The sequence below is a fragment of the Parasaccharibacter sp. TMW 2.1891 genome (assembly GCF_023337675.1).
GTDB lineage: Bacteria > Pseudomonadota > Alphaproteobacteria > Acetobacterales > Acetobacteraceae > Bombella > Bombella apis.
The window spans coordinates 348,831-364,476 of the sequence record NZ_QORT01000001.1 but is presented as its reverse complement, the minus strand read 5'-3'; the positions used below and the strand labels follow the sequence as shown (position 1 = coordinate 364,476).

The window sequence follows — 15,646 nt, the reverse complement described above, 5'->3', positions numbered from 1 at the left end:
GGGGTGGAGCCTGCGCCCCACCCCGTTCCTTCCAGCAGGAGATGTCCCCCGGTCCGCCTCTCAGAAGCGGACCTTGACGGACCCTGTCCCACCACTCTCGGTGGACTGGTTGCCATACTGCCCGATATAGGACAGGTCCAGGTCAACACGCTCGCTCACCCGGGCGGTCACACCAGCCTGCACGACGGCCGCATTTCTGGAAAGCAGCACACCGGCCACATCCATGTCACCGGCACCACTACCCATGGCGAAGGTCTCACGCTGGCGGGAGCCCGTCCGACCAAAGGCATGACGGTATGCAGCGGACAGGTGCGGCATGAAGACCGCCTTGCCAATGCCTACAGTCGTTGCCGTGCGGAAGCCGAAGCTCGAGAAGGTCACACCCGTATCCGTCCCGTGGCTGTGCAGGGCAGCCTCGTTGCCATGCTCACGATAGCTGTCGCTCTGCATGTTCACATAAGCCACGTTCATGAACGGCTCGAACATGCTGCGTTCCCCACGGAACTTGTAACCCAGCTCCCCGAAGCCCTGGGCCGTACCACCCAGATAGCTGCTGCTGAGACGCCCGCCATAATCACCCACGGCAACATGACGATGGGTATTGATGACGTTCCAGCTATAGATGGCCCCGAAGCGGAGATTCAGGCGACCCCAGTGCGTCCCGGCATAGGCACCAATGCTGATATTGTTGCTGTTGGCCGAGGAGGAACGACCACGCTGAACGTTGAACTGGGAATGACCGTAAGAGATCAGCCCACCAACACGCCAGTTGCTATGGTTGATTGGCCCATCCGCCCCGATGACAAAGCCTGCGGTGTTATGGTGCATGAGGGCAGCATTGCCGTCCCCACTGTTGAAGCCCATGCCACCATAGGCCTGCCCCCACAGGACCGCATGATCGGAATAGCAGGCGCCATCCTTCCTGCGTGTCTTCAGGTCATAGAAGCTCTGGCCATTGTGACCATAGTCACAGTCGGCCGCAGCCAGACGGTTCAGGGCTGCATTGCGGATATAGAAGCTGTCCTGGATCAACCCTGTACGGATGGAGGCGTGAAGCTCACCAGACAGGTTGTTCAGGGCATGACGGGCCTGGTCTTTTGTCAGGACCGTCATGGCCTTGGCCAGATCACTGTTTTCGGAGATATGGTTCAACCCTTCCCCGGCAGCGATCTCGTTGCGGGTCTGGCCCACATACTCGAAACCATGGATGGAACGACGCAGCATCACATCCACATCATTGCCCTGATAGACAAGACGAGGATCAAGATAGGCATAATCCTGACCGATATTGGTCTCCAGGTCATCATAATGACCATTCACGCCACCATTGGCCGTCAGCACATGGTAGGCCTGACCATATTTCAGGGCCGTCGGGTCCTTCACCTTCAGAGCCAGCGTACCCCCCTGGAGGTCCGCCTTGCCTGAGACCAGAACCTGGTCAGACTTCAGCTCGCTGTAGGAGAAGCCGTCCGGTGCGACCAGCTGACGCCCGGTCGCCTCATTGCTCCCGCGGATGGACAGGACCGAGCCCTTGGCCATGGTCAGATCACCCATGACATGCAGGGCACCCGCATCTGTCTCGTTGCCAGCCCCCAGCATACCGCCGCTGGACACGACCGTGCTGCCCACGGAACCATTACCGGCCAGAACGGCACCATGCTGCACGGTCATGGCAGAATGGCTCATGTTGCCATCAACAATCATGTCTCCGGACTGGATGTCTGTCGGACCATTGAAGCCGGAACCATCACCAGCAAACGTGAGCACCCCGGTGCCTGTCTTGGTCAGGGCATGATCACCGGCACTGCCATCATCCGTCAGGACGACATTATTGCCCAGTGTCATCCGGTTCTCATCCTGCACGTCGAACACTGCCCCCTTGGAGCCGATGGCCGTATTCACGTTGCTGGTCAGATCAGAACCCTTGATGTTCTGGAGCGTACCGCCATCCAGCGTCAGCTGGGCCTTGGCACCCTCTTCGGCCACCAGGCCGGGCTTGCCGTCAACATCACCAGCACTCAGCCTGCTGCCACTCAGCACATCGAGTCTAGCGTCGGTGCCATCAGCCGGAGCTGTCTCCGCTTTGGCAAACACGACCGGACCATGGCTGTGGAGAGCTGCACCATCAGAGAGGCTGACGTCACCCGCCTTGCCTGCACCAATCTTCACACTACTGTCTGTCGTCAGCTGAGCCTTCGCCCCGGCCAGAGCCAGCGTACCACCAGCCACGGAGACAGGCCCCCCAAGATGGGACTGGTCTGTCAGCGTCTCATGCCCGCCGGAAAGTGTCAGCCCGCCATTGCCGGACAGGGACCCGGTATAGGTATCCTTGGCATTGGTCAGAGTCAGGGTGCCATTGAGAACACCATTTCCAGACCCGGCGAGAGAGCCGGCATCAGAACCATGATCCGTAACGCTGAAAGATCCGCCATTGGCCGCCAGCGTCCCAGCAATCTGGTTCCCGTCAAGGGTCAGGTCACCCTTGCTGTTGGTGACATCACCCGTGACATGGTTGCCTACACCCAGCGTCATGCTGCCGCTGTTGTCGGCAGAGGCCAGAGTGCCACCAGTCGCCTTGAAGGTCGCCCCGTCAGCATTGGTCACGTGACCAGCCGTGCTGTCCGCCAGAGAGGCCGTACCAGCCTGGTTGGCAACATCGGCCAGCATGGCGTTCTGTGCCGTCAGCTGACCATGGTTGGCCGTCGTCCCAGCAATCTGGTTCCCGTCAAGGGTCAGGTCACCCCTGCTGTTGGTGACATCACCCGTGACATGGTTGCCTGCACCCAGCGTCATGCTGCCGCTGTTGTCCGCAGAAGCCAGAGTGCCACCCGTCGCCTTGAAGGTCGCCCCGTCAGCATTGGTCACGTGACCAGCCGTGCTGTCTGCCAGAGAGGCCGTACCAGCCTGGTTGGCAACATCAGCCAGCGTGGCGTTCTGTGCCGCCAACTGACCATGGTTGGCCGTCGTCCCGGCAATCTGGTTCCCGTCAAGGGTCAGGTCACCCCTGCTGTTGGTGACATCACCCGTGACATGGTTGCCTGCACCCAGCGTCATGCTGCCGCTGTTGTCCGCAGAGGCCAGAGTGCCACCCGTCGCCTTGAAGGTCGCCCCGTCAGCGTTGGTCACGTGACCAGCCGTGCTGTCCGCCAGAGAGGCCGTACCAGCCTGGTTGGCAACATCGGCCAGCGTGGCGTTCTGTGCCGCCAGCTGACCATGGTTGGCCGTCGTCCCGGCAATCTGGTTCCCGTCAAGGGTCAGGTCACCCCTGCTGTTGGTGACATCACCCGTGACATGGTTGCCTGCACCCAGCGTCATGCTGCCGCTGTTGTCCGCAGAAGCCAGAGTGCCACCCGTCGCCTTGAAGGTCGCCCCGTCAGCATTGGTCACGTGACCAGCCGTGCTGTCCGCCAGAGAGGCCGTACCAGCCTGGTTGGCAACATCGGCCAGCGTGGCGTTCTGTGCCGTCAAGGTACCAGTGTTGGTCGTGGTCCCTGCAACCTTGCCACCATTGACGTCAGTCGCAGCAGCGTTGTTCAGATTGCCAGCAAGGGACCCTGTCAGGTTCAGACGGCCGTTCTGGACATCCGTATCCCCCGTGTAGCTGTTCGCCCCGCTGAGCGTTGTCGTGCCCTGCCCTTTCTGGACGAAGGAGCCGGTACCGGAGATCGTCTGACCCAACGTGACATCATTGCTGTGATCCACAGCCAGAGTCCCGTCATTGACAATGTCCTGCTGGCCGACAGACCCTGTCGTCCCACCATTGCCGAGCTGGAGCGTGCCAGCCTCAACATGGGTCGGCTTTGCAAAGTCATTGTCGGAGCTGAGGATGAGCGTACCAAGGTCCGTCTTTTCCAGCCCTGTGCCGCCATCAACCTTGCTGCCATCAATGACAGAAGCGATCTCTGCCGTGATGTCCTTGCCAGAAGACGTCCCGTCACCCACACGGATGACCGTCTTGCCGGTGGAGGCATACAGGTTGTCGCCTGTCACGAGGTAATTCTTGCCATCAAGGTTGGCAAACTGGGCACCGGAGAAGATGACCGGAGCCTGCGTGCCATCCTCGGCCTTGTCATTGACATGGACCGTACCGGCAGAGGCTGCAAAAATGGCCATGTTGCCATTCTGCCACTGGCCGTTGGCAGAGCCGTCGGCTGTAGCCCAGCTGGGTGTGCCCTGCGGTCTTGCCGCCGTCCAGACACCATCCCCACCGTCAATGCGGCCATTACCCCTTCCATCATCGGAGCGATGGGCGCTGCTGCCACCATCCCAGTAGTTGAATCCACCTGTATTGACCGCCAGGTTGACCTGATGGTCGATGGATGTCTGGACAACCATCCCCTCTGGAAGAGGCTTGGAGGCCACGTCAACCGACTGCTGGGTTCCAGAAAGCACACCACCGTAGCTGTACAGGCGGTACAGACCGGCCATCAGCGAAGAATTGTTCACATCCGGACCAGCATCAACCGGCTGGATGGACAGCGTGCCACCAAGCGCCAGGTTCCCCTTGACGTTGATGAAGTCGTTGTAGGCGCCACCTTCCGTATCAGCCTGCCCCAGACGGAAAACCTGACGGGACCCATCGGCCAGATTCAGGCTCCCGTTGACGGTCAGTGTGGACGGCGCCTCAGCCGTCCCGGCGGCCAGTGTCCCGCCAGAGCCGATATTCACATCGCCACCGATCGTCCCCGTACCGCGCAGCGTGGCGCCATCGGTAACGGATGTCAGACCCTTGGCGGCGCTGTTGTCACCGTTCACATCGAGCTGCCCGCCCGTCTGCACGAGAGTGTTGCCAGAATAGCTGTTATTGCCTGTCAGGACTTCGTGCCCACCAGAAACCGTCAGCCCGCCATTGCCACCCATGCTACCGGCATAGGTACTGCTGGCATTGGTCAGGTTCAGCGTGCCTTCCAACTGGGCATTGCCGCTCCCTTCAAGAGATCCGGCGGTGAAGCCGTTATTACCGATGGTGAACTGGCCACCATGAGCTGCCAGCACGCCCTTTGTTTTGGAACCATCCAGCATCAGGTCGCCTGCGTGCTGGGCAATGCTCCCATGGACAATGACACCCTGATCCAGCGTCATGTTGCCATTGTTCACGACAGAGTCCAGCTGCCCGCCCGCTGCACTGAAGGTCCCGCCGGATTCGTTGGTGACATCAGCCAGTGTCGCCTTGCTGGCGGTCAGTGTTCCACTGTTCGTGGTCGTACCAGCAACACGTCCGCCAGTGATGTCTGTCGTTCCGGCATTGTTCAGCGCACTGGCAAGGCTCCCTTTCAGGGTCAGGCCACCATTCTGCGTGACATCGGTCTCACCCGTGTAGGTGTTGTTGCCTGCCAGGGTCTCACGTCCCCCGGAGATGGTCAGCCCGCCATTGCCGGAGATGTTGCCTGCATAGGTGTCAGCTGCCTTGGTCAGGTTCAGCGTGCCTTCCAGCTGACCATTCGCACGACCGGCAAGCGATTCTACACTGGCGCCACCGCTGGTAATGTCAAACGTGCCGCCCCTGGCAAAAAGCACGCCGTTGACCTGAGAATCATCAAGGGTCAGCTTGCCGTCATTCTGAAGGATATCACCATTGACGACACTCTTCTGCGCCAGAAGGAATGTCCCCGTGTTGGTGAACGTCGCCAGCTCACTGTCATAGAACTCTGCATCACCACCATTGGTGAAGTTGCCCTTCCTGGGCACGGAACCCGCCCGGTTGGTGAGGTCATCCTCATCCCCCATCCGGTTGGTGATCGTTGCTCCGGAATCCCCACTGCGGCCTGCCAGAACGTCCGAATTGCTCTCCGAGTCCGCAGCGGACGGGAGGCCCGGAACCTTGGAATGGACAGCCAGAACCTTGCCGGTATTCGCAAACCGCCCATCAACAACCGTATCCTTGAAGTCCAGCACGCTTTTTTCGGTGCTGGTCACTTCATGAACAAGCGTGTTCCTCAGGGTCGCATTGCCACCAAGATTGACAAGATTGGCCAGCGTGCTGTCCGTGGCCGTAAAGCTGCTGTTGTTCGTGACCACGCCCTTGACGTTGGTATGATCAACAGACGCCGTACCGATATTGGCCAGTGTCCCGTCCAGCTCACCACCCTTCTGCACATACGTGCCGTTGGTCTGGTTGATGACCTGACCCGACAGCGTCGCATCCGTCACGGACAGGGTACCGGCTTCCACGTTCGTCATGCCCTTGTAGGCAAGATTGCCCGAAAGACCCAAGGTCCCCGTGCCGGTCTTGTCGACCCCACCATCCCCCGTCAGGCCGCCTTTCCATGACATGGTGTTGCTGCCCTGGACATTGAACTCGTTCATGCCGGTCAGGTTGGCAGCAACCATGCTGGTGAAGTCACGCCCCTGGATGTTCCGTATCGTGGCGGCATCAAGATTGATGGCAGCCTTGGCTCCGTCCTCTGCGGCGATGGCAGGAGAAGAGCCATCATCACCAGCTACCAGCACACCATGATCCAGCACATTCAGCGTGCCATCGGAGGCTGCGCCGGTCCCCGGCACACCGAAGCGGATCGTCCCGTCATTCTGAAAGCGCCCGCCATCAACCGTCACGGTCCCCTTGCCACCAGCACCGATGATCGTGTTGCCGTTCTGCACCGTACCATCGACACCGACAACGAGGCTCCCGTTGCCGCCATCCTCGCCAAACCTTGCTTCATCAGCGCGGAAGCTGGCACCGTCGCTGATATTCACAACACCGGTCCCCTCGTTACCGATGTGGGCATTGGTAGCTTCCACGGCAGAGCCACTGCCCGTCACATTCACCGTGCCAGTCAGGGACTGAGAGGCTGCGGCATAAAATTCATCAGCCTCAACACGGGAACCGTTCTCGACGTTCAGCTCACCATTCTGGTCATTGCCAACGACAACATACATGCCCTCGTTGGTACGGTTGTTGATCTGTGCCCCATCCGTCAGTGTGGCATCGCTCTTCCCGATCGGGCCAGACCCACCACCGTAAGCCGGGTCGCCGTTACCGATGAAGACGGACATCCGCTGTATCCTGGCGTCCGGACCTTCCAGCACCAGATGCCCCTCATTCCCCCGTGCCAGACCGACATCCAGCGGGCCCCGCGGGCTGCCTTTTTCCGTGAAGAAAGTTCCTTTGTCCCGCAGGATCAGCGTACCATTGCGGATGTCCACAGTGCCGTTGATCTGATTCTGGCCTGTCAGCACCTGTGTGCCAGACAGCAGGCTCAGGACACCCGTCCCCTTGAGAGACCCGCCATACGTCTCCCCTTTACCCTGCGTGATCGTCAGTTCCCCCTGATAAGGGGCGGACGGATCGGGAGACGGTGTCATGATATAGTTGTGGTTGTCGTCCGCCTTGTCGAGCACGGCATCTGCACTGCCTGCCAGGGACTGCACCAGCGTACCACGATGGCTCGCCCCGTTATGCCCGAAAATGGCCGTGCCCCCATCCAGATGCAGGGTACCAGCCACGCTTGTACCATCCAGACCGAGCTGACCATCCTTCTGGTACAGGTCCCCCTTGACCTCCGTTCCCTGGGGAAGGTTACGCGTCTGAGTGTTCGTCATGTCTCCGGAAGAAACAGACGCACCATCATCGGCACGGGCCACACTGCCCACCCCAGCGACCAGGGATACTCCGCTGAGCAGAGCCAACATGTAACCAAAACGGCGATACCCTGCCTTGTGGCTCGCCAGATACCGCAGCGGGGCCTGCCCGCTCTGCCCAGTAATCAACACCGGCTTATCCTTGTAATATCCACACTGTTGCAACTGGAGGTGCTGCGTATACCTCCGCCCACTGTGGAAACCGGTACCTGGTGATTAGGGTCTAATTATCGCATAACTTTGGCAGAAAATTGACTAACCAATTACTTCTTTTAATTTGGTGTTAATATACTCTGTTATCTTAGGTAATTATGATATGTTTCATTAATAAATAATTTCCAATATTCATGAGGGAGCCCGCAGAACTCCCATCTGGCCTCCCATCACAGGGAGGCCACCAGCCACTCCGCCACACGGATGCCGTCAATCCCGGCGGAGAGGATTCCCCCAGCATAGCCAGCTCCCTCACCAGCAGGGAAAAGCCCCCGCAGAGCTGGACTCTGGCCCGTGGCGTCACGGTCAATCCGCAAGGGCGAGGATGTCCGTGTCTCGACACCGGTCATCACGGCATCATCCATGCTGTAACCCTTGATCCTGCGCTCGAACCGGGGCAGGGCTTCCCGGATGGAGGCCACCACGAAATCCGGCAGACAACGGGAAAGGTCAGTCGGCGTCACACCGGGCTGGTAAGAGGGCACGACCGTGCCCAGAGAGGTGGAGGCCCGCCCTGCAAGGAAGTCCCCCACACGCTGCGCCGGAGCACGATAATCCCCGCCACCTGCCACGAAGGCCGCCTTCTCCCACTGACGCTGGAAGGCGATCCCCGCCAGCGGCTCATCCGGGAAATCGACACCGGGGCGGACCTCCACCACGATGCCGCTATTGGCGTTCCGCTCGGCCCGGGAATACTGGCTCATCCCGTTCGTGACGACCTGATCCTTCTCCGAGGTTGCCGCCACGACCTGCCCACCAGGACACATGCAGAAGGAATAGACACCCCGCCCCGTGCTGGCATGATGCACCAGCTTGTAATCGGCCGCACCAAGCAGCGGATGCCCCGCCTGCGGGCCAAACCGGGCCACGTCGATCACCGCCTGCGGATGCTCGATCCGCACTCCGATGGAGAAAGGCTTGGCCTGCATCGGCACACCTTCCTCATGCAGCATGGCGAACGTGTCCCGGGCAGAATGACCGACCGCCAGAATCACCCGGTCAGCAGGCAGCACTTCCCCGGTGGAGAGACGCAGCCCCGTCACCTGTCGGCCACCACCCTCACAGGGTGCCGTCTCGATGCCCTCCAGCCGGGTCTCGAAACGATATTCCCCTCCCAGCTCCTCGATCTGCGCCCGCAGGGACTGCACGACCGTCACGAGCCGGAACGTCCCGATATGCGGCTTGGAGAGGGTCAGGATTTCCTCCGGCGCACCGGCCTTCACGAACTCCTCCAGCACCTTGCGCCCCAGATGGCGGGGATCCGACACGCCGGAATAGAGCTTGCCATCGGAGAATGTTCCGGCTCCCCCTTCACCGAACTGCACGTTGCTTTCTGCCGTGAAGCGGGATTTCCGCCAGAGGGCGAACGTATCGACCGTACGGTCCCTCACGGCCCGGCCACGCTCTATGATGATCGGCTTCAGCCCCGCCTGGGCCAGCACGAGAGCTGCCATCAGGCCACAGGGCCCCGCCCCGATCACGACGGGCCGCTGCGTGCGCCCGGCGGCGTGAGAGGGCAGGACGGGCGGAATCCAGCGCATGTCCGGCGTCGGACGGACATGCTGGTCCCCGCTGAAACGGGCCAGCACGGCATCCAGCTCCCGCAGCTCACAGTCCAGCGTATAGACGAGCTGGATGTTCCCCCGCCGTCGGGCATCATGCCCCCGGCGGAAGACATGATAGGCCAGCAGCTCCTCCGGCCTTACGGCCAGACGGGCCACGATGGCGGCCCGGAGGGCTTCCGGCGTGTGGTCGAGAGGAAGGGCAAGATTGCTGAGGCGGAGCATGGGGGAAAAGGCTGTCATGCCCGTTCCTTTAAAGCCAGCACCGGGGCACTGGCAAGCAGGGAGGACAGACAGGCCACCGGTCCCGCTCCCTGCCCTGCTCCATGTGAAACAGGACAAGAAAAATGGTGAAAGCTGGATAGGTCTAACTTATACTGCATCCCCTCATACATCTTCGTGCCTATCAGGGTTCCTCCATGACGACCACGCCCCATCCTCCACACGAGCCGGCAGAAGGCACAGCCTGCTCCCACCACGACCATGATCACCACGATGGGCATGGGCATGGGCATGGGCATGGGCATGGGCATGGGCATGGGCATGGGCACCATCATCATGGCGGGCACGGGCATGTCCACGCTCCGGCCTCCTTTGGTGGCACGTTCCTCATCGCCATCATCCTCAACACGCTCTATCTCGCCGGGGAAGCCGGATGGGGCTTCGCCGCCCACTCCCTCTCCCTGCTGGCCGATGCGGGGCACAATCTCTCGGACGTGCTGAGCCTGCTGGCCGCATGGGGGGCCCAGATACTCGCCCGCCGCACCCCCAGCGAACGCTTCACCTACGGGCTGAAACGCGCCACCATCCTGACGGCCCTGCTCAACGCCACCATCCTCCTGCTCGTCACCGGGGGCATCATCTGGCAGGCCATCTGGCACCTCATCCATCCCGAAACCGTGCAGGGACAGACCATCAGCATCGTGGCGGGCATCGGCATCCTCATCAATGGCGGGACGGCCCTGCTGCTCATGCGGGGCGCCCATCATGACCTGAACATGCGGGGAGCCTTCCTGCACATGGCCTCCGATGCCCTCATGGCCCTGGGCGTGGTCATTGCCGGTGTCCTCATCACGCTGACCGGCTTCTCCTGCATCGACCCTCTGGCCAGCCTCATCGTGTCGGGACTCATCATCTGGGGGACATGGTCCCTGCTGACCCATGCGCTCGGCCTGGCCCTTGATGGCGTGCCGCAGACCATCACTCCCCGTGCCGTGGAAGACGCCCTGCGGAGCCTGCCCGGCATTGCCGACCTGCATCACCTTCACATCTGGCCCATCAGCACGACCGAGACAGCCCTGACGGTCCATCTGGTCCTCCACCCCGTGCCGGAAGACTGCACCATTCTGGAAGCCCAGAGCCAGACGGCCGACCTTCTGGCCCGGGCGACCATCCTGCTGCGGGAGGAATTCGCCATAGGCCATCCCACCTTCCAGGTGGAACCGCCCGAAGGAGCCGGCTGCGCCACACCCGGCTGCAACACCCCCCACACCGCCCCGAAAGAGACGGACTGCACCCATGACCACCACCACGCCTGAAAGCGCCGTGCCAAGGGAGAACACGACCACGCCACTCCGCCTGCGGGTGGCCCGTCTTTCCATCCTCGTCAGCCTCGTGGTGCTGGGCATCAAATATGCGGCATGGGCCGTCTCCGGCTCCGGTGCCCTGCTGTCCGATGCCATCGAAACCATCCTCAACGTTCTGGCCTCCGTCGGCACGCTCTGGGCCGTGGCCTTTGCCGCCCGCCCGGCAGATGACAACCACCCTTACGGGCACGGCAAGGCGGAATATGTCTGGGCCGTCATCGAGGGGGTTCTGGTGGTGCTGACGGCCCTGGTCATCCTGGCCATTGCCGGGCACGATGCCCTGCACATACAGGCCCCGGAAGCTCCCCTGCCGGGGGCGCTCCTCAATGCCTCTGCCGGGGTCATCAACCTCATCTGGGCCCTCATCCTGCGACGGATGGGCCGGACACATCACTCACAGGCCCTTAGTTCGGCCGGGGATCATGTTCTCTCCGATGTCTGGGCCAGCCTGGCCCTGCTGGTCGGTGTCTGCCTCATCCCCCTGCTGCACTGGCTCTGGCTGGACCCGCTGCTCTCCGCCCTCGTGGCCCTGAATGTCCTCTGGACCGGCTTCGGCATGATGCGCCATTCCATGACCGGCCTGCTGGACGAGGCTCCACCGCCGGAACTGGTCCATGAGGTCGGCCAGACCATCACGCAGGCAGGCCAGGGAGCACTGGAAGCCCACGACCTCCGCATGAGGCGGGTGGGGTCCCTCTATTTCGTGGAGTTCCACCTCATCGTGCCGGATGAGATGCGCATCACGGACGCCCACGACATCTGCGACCGGATCGAAAATGCCATACGGGCCGTGCTGGGCCGCTCCTCCATCCATATCCATGTGGAGCCGGAGGACCTCGCCAAACGCCACAAGCCCGGGGCCAGCGGTGTGCTCGTCATGTAACCGTCATGTCACATCTGCCATGCAAAACCATGGCCCCCCTTGACCGCAGGGAAGGCTCCGTCCGAAACAGGGCATGACCTCTTCACCCCCAGCCCTGTGGCGGATCCACCCCAGACGTGTCCGATTCTTCCCAAAGCGCCCCCGCTCCTGCCCCCGGTTCACCCCACGCCATGAGGCGGCGCAACCGCATCACGCATTTCCGCCGTTCGGCCCGGATGCGCACCTCGCAGTGGCGACGGACCTTCATCTTCTGGGCCGGGGCCATCACGGTCGGCATTGCGGCGTGGCTGTTCGCCCGGGCGGCTGACTATGCCAGCTCCCTCTGCATGGGCCTCCAGCACTGGAATCCCTATGTCATGTTCGCTGTCATTCCCAGCGGGCTCGCCCTCTCCATGTGGCTGACAAAACGCTTCTTCCCCGGGGCGCAGGGGTCCGGCATCCCGCAGACCATCGCCACGCTACATATTGAGGACTTCTCCCTCGTCAACCGCATCCTTGCCCTGCGCATTGCCGTCGGAAAGGTTTGCATGACCACACTCGGCCTGCTCTGCGGGGCCTCCATCGGGCGGGAAGGCCCCACGGTGCAGGTCGGGGCGGCCATCATGAACGCCTATTCCCGCTTCTTGGGCCATGCCAACGTCTCGACCCGTCGGGGTGTCATCCTGGCAGGCGGGGCTGCCGGTGTGGCCGCCGCCTTCAACACGCCGCTGGCTGGCATTGTCTTCGCCATCGAGGAACTGGCCAGCTCCTTCCAGCAGCGGACATCCGGCGTGATGCTGACGGGCGTCGTCCTCGCCGGTGTGACAGCCATTGTCCTGACGGGCGGAAACTATACCTATTTCGGCCATGCCTCGGTGGATGTTCCCGTCGGAACGGCCTGGATTGCCGTGCTGGCCTGCGGCATTCTCGGCGGGCTGGGCGGGGGACTCTTCTCCACCATTCTCATCCGGGTCGGCAAGGGTCTGCCCGGTTTCATCGGGTCCATCCAGAAGAACCGGCCCATCCTGTTCACAGCCCTGTGCGGGGTCATCCTCGCCATGCTGGGCTTTGCCAGCCACGGTGACACGTTCGGCACGGGCTATGTGCAGGCCCATCATCTGGTGGCTGGCTCCCGCCATGCCCACATGTCCTATTTCCTGATGAAATATGCCGCCACCATCATCTCCTACTGTTCCGGCATACCGGGCGGGCTGTTTGCGCCGTCCCTCTCCATAGGAGCCTCGGTGGGGGGCTGGGTTGCCCGCTTCCTGCCTCACACAGCCCCCGGAGCCGTCGTGCTGCTGGGCATGGTCGGCTATTTCTCCGGTGTGGTGCAGTCCCCGCTGACGGCCACCGTCATCGTGATGGAAATGTGCGACAACCAGCAGATCACCCTGGCCTTGCTAGCCACGGCTTTTCTGGCCTTTGGTGTCTCACGCATGGTCTGCCCCCACTCCCTCTACGGGCGTCTGGCCGACCAGTTCATGGCCCGGCAGGAAGGGTATCTCCAGAAGAAACACGAAGAGAACAAACAGTCCAAGGACTGAGAAAAAAAGATGGTCTGCCGGACTGGAGGCAGACCATCCCTGAGGACATCAGCCCTGAGCGGACAAGTCCACAACCCCGACATAGCCTTCTTCTGTCCCGAAGATGACGGCTCCCCCCTGCGGGGTGAAGGCGATGGCATTCACAGCACCACGGGCGGCACCACCGCTGCGCTGGCCATTGCAGAGTGGCAGGATGCGGCCCTCTCCTGCGGCAGCCTCGTCAGCATGATTGGGCACTTCCGCCAGAAGGACCGTGCCATCCTCAAACCCGATGGCCAGAATGTCATCCGTGGGATGGGCACAGACGCAGGTCACGAACAGCCCCGGCAGGCGGGCCAGCTCCATGGGGGGCTTGCCCATCGGGCCACCCCCGAAGAACGGCCACAGCACGGCGGCATCCGCCCCTGATGTGGCCAGCCAGCGACCCTTGCGGGTGAAGCTCATGGACCCGATCTTGCGGGGATAGCCACTCATGCGCATGTTGTGCCCGTCAGACAGACGCCAGCCATGCAGCTCATTCTCCTGCATGCTCGTCACCAGTGCCTCGCCGCCCGGATGGATGCACAGCCCGGTATGGCTGCCCTTCCATTCCAGAGAACGGACATTGGCGTCCTTCGCCTGCACGAACCACATGGACACGCCATTATAATGCGAGGCAGCCAGCCTCTTGCCTTTGGCATCGAAGGCAAGACCGCTCAGGGCCGAAGGATGCTCCAGCACCTTCAGGGGTTCATCCGCGCCGTGGGCGTAGAGATGAACCTCCTTCCTGCTGGCGCAGGCCCAGTGGGTAGGCGTACTGGCCAGACAGTCCACCCAGCCACGGCCCTCATGACGGTCTGTCATGGTGCCATCGGCCCGTGTTTCCACGACACGGCCATCTTCCCCGCCACTGAGGAAGCTGTCCTTCCCGCAACCCTGCGCAAGGGACACCGCCCCGTCATGCACAGACAGGCACTGCCAGTCTTCGGAAGCCCGCAGGCCGTCCCGGGAGATGAGGATGAGCTCTCCATCCATCGTCAGGGCGGCAAAGGTCCGGCCATCACGGCTGGCCTGCACGCCGGTGATCGGAGCCTCAAACTGACGCTCGGCCCCACGGGTCTGCAACAGGGTCCTGCTCTGCGGCGCACTCATACGGCCACGCACCCTTCAAAGCCACGCTGAAGCTGGGCACAGTCCAGCTTGCGGCCAATGAACACGATGCGGGACTGTTTCGTCTCTCCCGCCCTGAACGGCCCGATATAGTCGCCATCCGCCATCATGTGCACGGCCTGGAAGGCAAAACGCTCGTCCTTGCCCCTGAAATGCAGGATGCCCTTTGCCCGCAGGATGTCTGGTCCCTGCTCCTGCAGGACAAGGCCGATCCAGGCGTGGAAACGTTCCTCATCCAGCGGTTCCGTGACGGTGAAGGAGTGGCTCGTCACATCCTCGCTATGGGCGTGATGATGCCCGCCCGGCCCGTGGGCTGCCTCATGATGGTGGTCGTGGTCATGACAATGGCAATGGTCGTGATCGTGATCGTGATCGTGATGATGGTGGTCATGCCCGTCCTCCTCAAGGAAGTCCGGCATGGTGGACAGGGCACGCCTGAGGTCGAACCCGCCACGGTTGAGGATGTCATCCAGAGCCACCTTGCCCCGCTCGGCCCGATGAATCCGCACGACGGAATTGATGGCCCGCAGCTTCTGCTCCACCCCGGCCAGTGCGGCCTCATCCAGAAGGTCACATTTGTTCAGGATGATGACATCGGCAAAAGCCACCTGATTGACGGCTTCCGGGCTTTCCTTGAGGGTCTGGAGCACGTTGTAGGCGTCCACGACCGTCACGACGGCATCCAGCTCGGCTTTTTCACGGATGCCCTCATCCACGAAGAAGGTCTGCGCCACGGGGGCCGGATCGGCCAGGCCGGTAGTCTCGACGATGATGCCATCAAATTTGCCACGGCGGCGCAGCAGACGGCTGAGAATCCGGATGAGATCGCCCCGCACCGTGCAGCAGATGCAGCCATTGTTCATCTCGAAGATTTCTTCGTCAGCATCGACCACCAGATCATTGTCGATGCCCAGCTCCCCGAACTCATTGACCACCACGGCGTAATTCCGCCCGTGATCGGCTGTCAGGATGTGGTTGAGCAGTGTGGTCTTGCCCGCTCCCAGAAAGCCGGTAAGAACCGTGACGGGGATTTTTCTGGTCTGTGAATCAGCCATGATGTCTGTCCTTGTTCTCCTTGAGAGTTGAGCTGAGCATACTCTTCTCCCGTCTCAAAACCAAAAAGAAGGACAGGTGGTTGCATAACCC

7 protein-coding genes are annotated in these 15,646 nt (G+C 61.8%); 3 read left to right on the top strand and 4 right to left on the bottom strand.

Going from position 1 to position 15,646, the window contains the following annotated elements; all coding sequences use genetic code 11:
- Positions 1-60 precede the first annotated feature (60 nt).
- Both DTJ15_RS01580 and DTJ15_RS01575 read right to left on the bottom strand, forming a co-directional pair.
- Positions 61-7,713 (bottom strand): autotransporter domain-containing protein, encoded by a 7,653-nt coding sequence (locus DTJ15_RS01580; RefSeq protein WP_249109264.1) that lies wholly within the window; start codon positions 7,711-7,713, stop codon positions 61-63.
- 251 nt (positions 7,714-7,964) lie between these two features.
- Positions 7,965-9,581: an NAD(P)/FAD-dependent oxidoreductase gene (locus DTJ15_RS01575; RefSeq protein WP_248630563.1), complete on the bottom strand. Its 1,617-nt coding sequence runs from the start codon at positions 9,579-9,581 to the stop codon at positions 7,965-7,967.
- A gap of 194 nt (positions 9,582-9,775) precedes the next feature.
- Between DTJ15_RS01575 and DTJ15_RS01570 the strand changes: the two genes are divergently transcribed.
- The 3 genes from DTJ15_RS01570 (at position 9,776) to DTJ15_RS01560 (ending at position 13,351) form a co-directional block, all read left to right on the top strand.
- Positions 9,776-10,894 (top strand): cation diffusion facilitator family transporter, encoded by a 1,119-nt coding sequence (locus DTJ15_RS01570; protein WP_249109263.1) that lies wholly within the window; start codon positions 9,776-9,778, stop codon positions 10,892-10,894.
- The gene (locus DTJ15_RS01565) at positions 10,875-11,825 is read left to right on the top strand and encodes a cation diffusion facilitator family transporter (RefSeq protein ID WP_052349165.1); all 951 of its coding nucleotides are present in this window, start codon (positions 10,875-10,877) and stop codon (positions 11,823-11,825) included. The genes DTJ15_RS01570 and DTJ15_RS01565 overlap by 20 nt, the downstream gene beginning before the upstream one ends.
- 170 nt (positions 11,826-11,995) lie before the next feature.
- Complete coding sequence (locus DTJ15_RS01560) at positions 11,996-13,351, top strand: chloride channel protein (protein ID WP_052349166.1); 1,356 nt, start codon at positions 11,996-11,998, stop codon at positions 13,349-13,351.
- A gap of 48 nt (positions 13,352-13,399) precedes the next feature.
- Here the strand turns inward: DTJ15_RS01560 and DTJ15_RS01555 are convergent, their stop codons facing one another.
- A complete protein-coding gene (locus tag DTJ15_RS01555; protein WP_043560946.1) occupies positions 13,400-14,482 on the bottom strand; it encodes a WD40 repeat domain-containing protein in 1,083 nt (360 codons plus the stop codon).
- The gene (locus DTJ15_RS01550; RefSeq protein ID WP_249109261.1) at positions 14,479-15,555 is read right to left on the bottom strand and encodes a GTP-binding protein; all 1,077 of its coding nucleotides are present in this window, start codon (positions 15,553-15,555) and stop codon (positions 14,479-14,481) included. Before DTJ15_RS01550 ends, DTJ15_RS01555 begins: the two co-directional genes overlap by 4 nt.
- Positions 15,556-15,646: the final 91 nt, after the last annotated feature.